Source organism: Burkholderia sp. E168m23, from assembly GCF_016586125.1.
Classification (GTDB): domain Bacteria; phylum Pseudomonadota; class Gammaproteobacteria; order Burkholderiales; family Burkholderiaceae; genus Burkholderia; species Burkholderia orbicola.
This window is the reverse complement of record NZ_BCPP01000304.1, coordinates 1-7,018: the sequence shown is the minus strand read 5'-3', so window position 1 is coordinate 7,018 and position 7,018 is coordinate 1. Positions and strand designations below refer to the sequence as shown.

Annotated in this window: 8 protein-coding genes and 1 pseudogene; all 9 read left to right on the top strand. The window is 67.8% G+C overall.

What is annotated here, in order from left to right; genetic code table 11:
• Positions 1–351: pseudogene (locus JMF90_RS17080) on the top strand (ABC transporter ATP-binding protein); the annotation flags it as partial.
• Positions 348–1,169, top strand: a complete 822-nt coding sequence (locus tag JMF90_RS17075; RefSeq protein WP_011546608.1) for an ABC transporter permease — start codon at positions 348–350, stop codon at positions 1,167–1,169. The pseudogene JMF90_RS17080 and the gene JMF90_RS17075, both read left to right, overlap by 4 nt.
• Before the next feature lie 55 nt (positions 1,170–1,224).
• Complete coding sequence (locus JMF90_RS17070) at positions 1,225–1,464, top strand: BolA family protein (RefSeq protein ID WP_006477131.1); 240 nt, start codon at positions 1,225–1,227, stop codon at positions 1,462–1,464.
• A 14-nt stretch (positions 1,465–1,478) separates the two neighbouring features.
• On the top strand, positions 1,479–2,828 hold the full coding sequence (gene murA / locus JMF90_RS17065; protein ID WP_006477130.1) for a UDP-N-acetylglucosamine 1-carboxyvinyltransferase: 1,350 nt from the start codon (positions 1,479–1,481) through the stop codon (positions 2,826–2,828).
• Positions 2,825–3,478 carry an ATP phosphoribosyltransferase gene (hisG, locus tag JMF90_RS17060; RefSeq protein WP_006477129.1) on the top strand — a complete coding sequence of 218 codons (654 nt, stop codon included), beginning with the start codon at positions 2,825–2,827 and terminating at the stop codon, positions 3,476–3,478. Before murA ends, hisG begins: the two co-directional genes overlap by 4 nt.
• Positions 3,479–3,502: 24 nt before the next feature.
• Entirely contained in the window at positions 3,503–4,819 is a 1,317-nt protein-coding gene (hisD, locus tag JMF90_RS17055) for a histidinol dehydrogenase (RefSeq protein ID WP_054928299.1), read from the top strand.
• A gap of 143 nt (positions 4,820–4,962) precedes the next feature.
• A complete protein-coding gene (gene hisC, locus JMF90_RS17050; RefSeq protein ID WP_011546607.1) occupies positions 4,963–6,036 on the top strand; it encodes a histidinol-phosphate transaminase in 1,074 nt (357 codons plus the stop codon).
• Between the two features lie 65 nt (positions 6,037–6,101).
• On the top strand, positions 6,102–6,689 hold the full coding sequence (gene hisB, locus JMF90_RS17045) for an imidazoleglycerol-phosphate dehydratase HisB (protein WP_011546606.1): 588 nt from the start codon (positions 6,102–6,104) through the stop codon (positions 6,687–6,689).
• 60 nt (positions 6,690–6,749) lie between these two features.
• On the top strand, positions 6,750–7,018 hold a 269-nt coding region (locus tag JMF90_RS17040; protein WP_305790748.1), incomplete at its 3' end, for a MarC family protein.

Sequence of the window (7,018 nt, the reverse complement as noted above, 5' to 3'; positions counted from 1 at the left end):
GAGGAAGCCGAGTCGCTGTGCGACCGCATCGCGATGCTGCGCCGCGGTGAAGTCGTCGCGCTGGATCGCACCGACGCGCTGCTGCGCCGCTTCGCGGGCCTGCAGCTGTACCTGCGGCTCGCGACCGGCGCGCTGCCGGCCGAGCTGCGCGGGCTGGAGACCGACCCGGCCGCACGCGCGCCGGGCGAGCACCTGCTGCGCCTCGCGAGCTACGACGAGGTCGAACGCATCCTCGCGCAATGCCGCGCGGCCGGCTGCACGTTCGACGAGATCGAGGTCCGCAAGGCCGACCTCGAGGATGTGTTCGTCCAGGTGATGAACGGAGCCGAGGTGATCGAGGGTCTGGCATGAATCAACACTCCCCACGCGAACTGCGTTCGCTGACGTCCGAGGGGACGGCCCGGCCCGTGCCGGGCAGCGGGTTTCGCACGCTGTTCTACAAGGAACTGCTGCGTTTCTGGAAGGTGTCGTTCCAGACGGTGCTCGCGCCGATCGTCACGGCGTTGCTGTATCTGACGATCTTCGGCCACGCGCTGTCGGGCCGCGTCGAGGTGTATCCGGGCGTCGAGTACGTGAGCTTTCTCGTGCCGGGCCTCGTGATGATGAGCGTGCTGCAGAACGCGTTCGCGAACAGCTCGTCGTCGCTGATCCAGTCGAAGATCACCGGCAACCTCGTGTTCATGCTGCTGCCGCCGCTGTCGTACCGCGACATCTTCGGCGCGTACGTGCTCGCGTCCGTCGTGCGGGGGCTCGCGGTCGGCACCGGCGTGTTCGTCGTGACGATCTGGTTTATCCCGATGCACTTCGCGGCGCCGCTGTTCATCATTGCGTTCGCGCTGCTCGGCTCGGCGATCCTCGGCACGCTCGGCCTGATCGCCGGGATCTGGGCCGAGAAGTTCGACCAGCTCGCCGCGTTCCAGAACTTCCTGATCATGCCGCTGACGTTCCTGTCCGGCGTGTTCTATTCGACGCATTCGCTGCCGCCCGTGTGGCGCGAAGTGTCGCGTCTCAACCCGTTTTTCTACATGATCGACGGCTTCCGTTTCGGGTTCTTCGGCGCGTCCGACATCAACCCGTTCGCGAGCCTCGCGATCGTCACCGGTTTCTTCGTGCTGCTCGCGCTGATCGCGATGCGGCTGCTCGCGACCGGCTACAAACTGCGTCATTGATATCGACAGCCCGCGGCCGCCCCGGGGCGGCGCGCGCCGACAGGAGCCTTACACCATGTTGCCGACTCCCGAACAGGTCAAGCAATACATCGCCGGCGGTCTCGCCTGCACGCATCTGGAAGTCGAAGGCGACGGCCAGCATTTCTTCGCGACGATCGTGTCGGCGGCCTTCGAAGGCAAGCGGCCGATCCAGCGGCACCAGCTCGTCTATGCGGCGCTCGGCGATCGCATGAAGCAGGAAATTCACGCGCTCAGCATGAAGACGCTGACGCCCGCCGAATGGCAGAACGCATAAACGGAAATCACTGAGTGCAAGTCACCGTCAACGAGCGCGACGCCGTCCAGAGCGTCGCCACGGCACACCCGGCCGCCAACGGGGAATCGCAGGGACAGGGGATGGACAAGCTCGCGATCGAAGGCGGTAACCGCCTGTCGGGCGAGATCGTCGTGTCGGGCGCGAAGAACGCCGCGCTGCCGATCCTGTGCGCGGGGCTGCTCACCGCCGATCCGGTCGATCTCGACAACGTGCCGAACCTGAAGGACGTGCGCACGACGCTGAAGGTGCTGAACCAGATGGGGGTGAAGAGCGAGACCGACGGCTGCCGCGTGCAGCTCGACGCGTCGCGCGTCGACAACCTCGTCGCGCCGTACGAGCTCGTGAAGACGATGCGCGCGTCGATCCTCGTGCTCGGGCCGCTGCTCGCGCGCTTCGGCGAGGCGAAGGTGTCGCTGCCGGGCGGCTGCGCGATCGGCGCGCGACCGGTCGACCAGCACATCAAGGGCCTGCAGGCGATGGGCGCGGAGATCAGCATCGAGCACGGCTTCATCGAAGCGCGCGCGAAGCGCCTGAAAGGCGCGCGCATCGTGACCGACATGATCACGGTGACGGGGACCGAAAACCTGCTGATGGCCGCGACGCTCGCCGACGGCGAGACGGTGATCGAAAACGCCGCGCGCGAGCCGGAAGTGAGCGATCTCGCACACTTGCTGGTCGCGATGGGCGCGAAAATCGATGGCATCGGCACCGATCGCCTCGTGATCCAGGGCGTCGAGCGGCTGCACGGCGCGCGTCATTCGGTGATCCCCGACCGTATCGAGGCCGGCACGTTCCTGTGCGCGGTCGCGGCGGCCGGCGGCGACGTGATGCTGACGGGCGTGCGCCCGCACATCCTCGACGCGGTGATCGACAAGCTGCGCGAAGCCGGCGTGTCGATCGAGGAAGGCGACAGCTGGCTGCGCGTGAAGATGGACCGCCGCCCGTCGGCGGTGACGATCCGCACGTCGGAATATCCGGCGTTCCCGACCGACATGCAGGCGCAGTTCATGGCCCTCAATACGGTCGCGACGGGCACCGCGCAGGTCGTCGAAACCATTTTCGAGAACCGCTTCATGCACGTGCAGGAGCTGAACCGGCTCGGCGCGAACATCACGATCGACGGCAACACGGCGCTCGTAACCGGCGTCGACAAGCTGTCCGGCGCGAACGTGATGGCGACCGACCTGCGTGCGTCGGCGAGCCTCGTGATCGCCGGTCTGCGCGCCGACGGCGAAACGCTCGTCGACCGCATCTATCACCTGGACCGCGGCTACGACCGCATGGAAGCCAAACTGACCGCCGTCGGCGCGAACGTGCGCCGCCTTTCCGGGAGCCAAGCATGACCGCGCCGCTGACCCTCGCCCTGTCGAAGGGCCGGATTTTCGAGGAAACCCTGCCGCTGTTGGCAGCCGCCGGCGTGCAGGTGGCCGAGGACCCGGAAACGTCGCGCAAGCTGATCCTGCCGACCACCGATCCGAACCTGCGCGTGATCATCGTGCGCGCGAGCGACGTGCCGACCTACGTGGAATACGGCGCGGCCGATTTCGGCGTGGCCGGCAAGGACGTGCTGGTCGAGCACGGCGGCTCGGGCCTGTACCAGCCGATCGATCTGAACATTGCGCGCTGCCGGATGTCGGTGGCCGTGCCGGCCGGCTTCGACTACGCGAATGCGGTGCGCCAGGGCGCGCGCCTGCGGGTCGCGACGAAATACGTCGAAACGGCGCGCGAACACTTTGCCGCGAAGGGCGTGCACGTCGACCTGATCAAGCTGTACGGCTCGATGGAGCTCGCGCCGCTGGTCGGGCTGGCCGACGCGATCGTCGACCTCGTCAGCTCGGGCGGCACGCTGAAGGCGAACAATCTGGTCGAGGTCGAGGAGATCATGGCGATCTCGTCGCGCCTCGTCGTGAACCAGGCCGCGCTGAAACTGAAGCGCGCGGCGCTCAAGCCGATCCTCGACGCGTTCGAACGCGCGTCGCAGAATGGCGGTTGAGCGCATCACCGTAACGGAACTCCCATGTCCATCACCATCCGCAAGCTCGATTCGACGAACGAAGGCTTCGGCGCCGCGCTGCGCGCCGTGCTCGCGTTCGAGGCGAGCGAAGACGAAGCGATCGAGCAATCGGTCGCGAAGATCCTCGCCGACGTGAAGTCGCGCGGCGACGCCGCGGTGCTCGAGTACACGAACCGTTTCGACCGGCTGAGCGCGAACAGCGTCGCCGCGCTCGAACTGCCGCAGGACGCGCTGCAGACGGCGCTCGACGGCCTCGCGCCGAAGGCGCGCGCGGCGCTGGAAGCGGCCGCGGCGCGGGTGCGCGCGTACCACGAGAAGCAGAAGATCGAATGCGGCACGCATAGCTGGCAGTACACGGAAAGCGACGGCACGGTGCTCGGCCAGAAGGTCACGCCGCTTGACCGCGTCGGCCTGTACGTGCCGGGCGGCAAGGCCGCGTATCCGTCGTCGGTGCTGATGAACGCGATTCCGGCGCGCGTCGCGGGCGTCGGCGAGATCGTGATGGTCGTGCCGACCCCGGACGGCGTGAAGAACGACCTCGTGCTGGCGGCGGCGCTGCTCGGCGGCGTCGATCGCGTGTTCACGATCGGCGGCGCGCAGGCGGTCGGCGCGCTCGCGTACGGCACCGAGACGGTGCCGGCCGTCGACAAGATCTGCGGCCCCGGCAACGCGTACGTCGCGTCGGCGAAGCGCCGCGTGTTCGGCACGGTCGGCATCGACATGATCGCCGGGCCGTCGGAAATCCTCGTGCTGTGCGACGGGACGACCGATCCGAACTGGGTCGCGATGGACCTGTTCTCGCAGGCCGAGCACGACGAACTCGCGCAGTCGATCCTGCTGTGCCCGGACGCTGCATTCCTCGATCGCGTCGAGAAGGCGATCGGCGAGCTGCTGCCGACGATGCCGCGCCAGGACGTGATCCGCGCGTCGCTCGAAGGCCGCGGCGCGCTGATCAAGGTGTGCGACATGGCCGAGGCATGCCGGATCGCGAACGACATCGCGCCGGAACACCTCGAAATCTCGGCGCTGGAGCCGCAGCAATGGGGCCAGCAGATCCGCCACGCGGGCGCGATCTTCCTCGGCCGCTATACGAGCGAGAGCCTCGGCGACTACTGCGCGGGCCCGAACCACGTGCTGCCGACGTCGCGCACCGCGCGTTTCTCGTCGCCGCTCGGCGTGTACGACTTCATCAAGCGCTCGAGCCTGATCGAGGTCAGCGCGGAAGGCGCGCAGACGCTCGGCGAGATCGCATCCGAGCTCGCCTACGGCGAAGGGCTGCAGGCGCACGCGAGGAGCGCCGAGTTCCGGATGAAGGGCTGACCGCGCATCGTGCGCGGGGCCGGGCGGGCGCCGAGGCGCCGGCACCGGCGGCACCCGGAGCGGGGCAGGAGACGAGCGCAGGGCGGCAGCCGCCGCCTTGCCGACCCATTTGACGCCGGCGCGACGCACGCCGGCTTGAGACCATGACGACGCCACAAGACATCATCCGCCGCGACGTGCTCGCGATGACCAGCTATCCGGTGCCGGACGCGAGCGGGTTCGTGAAGCTCGACGCGATGGAGAACCCGTACCCGCTGCCGGCGCCGCTCGCCGCGGCGCTCGGCGAGCGGCTCGCGCAGGTCGCGCTGAACCGCTACCCGGCGCCGCGCCCGGCCGCGCTGCTCGACAAGCTGCGCCACGCGATGCGCGTGCCGGCCGGCTGCGACGTGCTGCTCGGCAACGGTTCCGACGAAATCATCAGCATGATCTCGGTCGCGTGCGCGCAGCCGGGCGCGAAGGTGCTCGCACCGGTGCCGGGCTTCGTGATGTACGAACTCTCGGCGAAGTTCGCGCAGCTCGAATTCGTCGGCGTGCCGCTGAAGGCGGACCTGACGCTCGACGTCGACGCGATGCTCGCGGCGATCGCCGAGCACCGGCCGGCGATCGTCTATCTCGCGTACCCGAACAACCCGACCGGCACGCTGTACGACGATGCCGACGTCGAGCGGATCGTCGCGGCCGCGCGGCACAGCCTGATCGTGATCGACGAGGCGTACCAGCCGTTCGCCGAGCGTTCGTGGCTGCCGCGCGCCGCCGAGTTCGACAACGTCGTCGTGATGCGCACGGTGTCGAAGCTCGGCCTCGCGGGCATCCGCCTCGGCTACCTCGTCGGCTTGCCGGCGTGGCTGAACGAATTCGACAAGGTGCGCCCGCCGTACAACATCAACGTGCTGACCCAGGCGACCGCCGATTTCCTGCTCGATCACCTCGACGTGCTCGACGCGCAGGCGGCCGAATTGCGCGCGGAACGCACCCGCCTCGCGCAGGCGGTGGCCGCGCTGCCGGGCGCGACGGTGTTCCCGAGCGCCGGCAATTTCCTGCTGGTGCGCGTGCCGGACGCGGCAGCCGTGTTCGACGCGCTGCTCACCGAGCGGGTGCTGGTCAAAAACGTGAGTAAAATGCATCCATTACTGGCCGAATGCGTGCGGCTGACCGTCGGTTCTCCCGACGAAAACGCCCGCCTGCTGGCCGCCTTGAAACTCGCGCTGCCCGGTTGAGCCCAGGGCGCGGCGGCGCGCGACGATCAATCCCCATTTACATCAGACTCAATCAAGGAATTGCCATGCGTGTGGCGGAAGTCGTTCGCAATACCAGCGAAACGCAGATCCGTGTGAAGCTCGATCTCGACGGCACCGGCCGGCAGAAGCTGGCCACCGGCGTGCCGTTTCTCGACCATATGCTCGACCAGATCGCGCGACACGGTCTGGTCGATCTCGAGGTCGAAGCGCATGGCGACACGCATATCGACGATCACCACACGGTCGAGGATGTCGGCATCACGCTCGGTCAGGCCGTCGCGAAGGCGATCGGCGACCGCAAGGGCATCCGCCGCTACGGCCATTCGTACGTGCCGCTCGACGAGGCGCTGTCGCGCGTCGTGATCGATTTCTCCGGCCGGCCGGGCCTCGAATTCCACGTGCCGTTCACGCGCGCGCGGATCGGCACGTTCGACGTCGACCTGTCGATCGAATTCTTCCGCGGGTTCGTGAACCACGCGGGCGTCACGCTGCACATCGACAACCTGCGCGGAATCAACGCGCACCATCAGCTCGAGACGGTGTTCAAGGCCTTCGGCCGGGCGCTGCGCGCGGCGGTGGAGCTCGACGAGCGGGCGGCGGGGCAGATTCCGTCGACGAAAGGCAGCCTCTAACTTCCGAACGGACGACGCCAAGGACGACCTCACGGCTTCGGCGCGGCGCGCCGGCGTGCGATGGATCTGCTCAAATCGTTCATTTCGCTGCTCGCGCTGATCAACCCGGTCGGCGCGGTGCCGTTTTTCCTGAGCCTGACGGCGCAGCAGACGGACGACGAGCGGCGGCGCACGATCCGGATCGCATCGGTGTCGGTGTTCTGCGTGATGACGGTGACCGCGCTGCTCGGGCAGCAGATCATCAACTTCTTCGGCATTTCGGTCGGGTCGCTCGAAGTGGGCGGCGGGATCATCATGCTGCTGATGGCGATCAACATGCTGAACGCGCA

Bases quoted from the DNA above. Each gene is read 5' to 3' on its own strand.
- hisD (WP_054928299.1), top strand. From the start codon at position 3,503: ATGTCCATCACCATCCGCAAGCTCGATTCGACGAACGAAGGCTTCGGC.
- JMF90_RS17075 (WP_011546608.1), top strand. From the start codon at position 348: ATGAATCAACACTCCCCACGCGAACTGCGTTCGCTGACGTCCGAGGGG.
- JMF90_RS17070 (WP_006477131.1), top strand. From the start codon at position 1,225: ATGTTGCCGACTCCCGAACAGGTCAAGCAATACATCGCCGGCGGTCTC.
- hisC (WP_011546607.1), top strand. From the start codon at position 4,963: ATGACGACGCCACAAGACATCATCCGCCGCGACGTGCTCGCGATGACC.
- hisG (WP_006477129.1), top strand. From the start codon at position 2,825: ATGACCGCGCCGCTGACCCTCGCCCTGTCGAAGGGCCGGATTTTCGAG.
- hisB (WP_011546606.1), top strand. From the start codon at position 6,102: ATGCGTGTGGCGGAAGTCGTTCGCAATACCAGCGAAACGCAGATCCGT.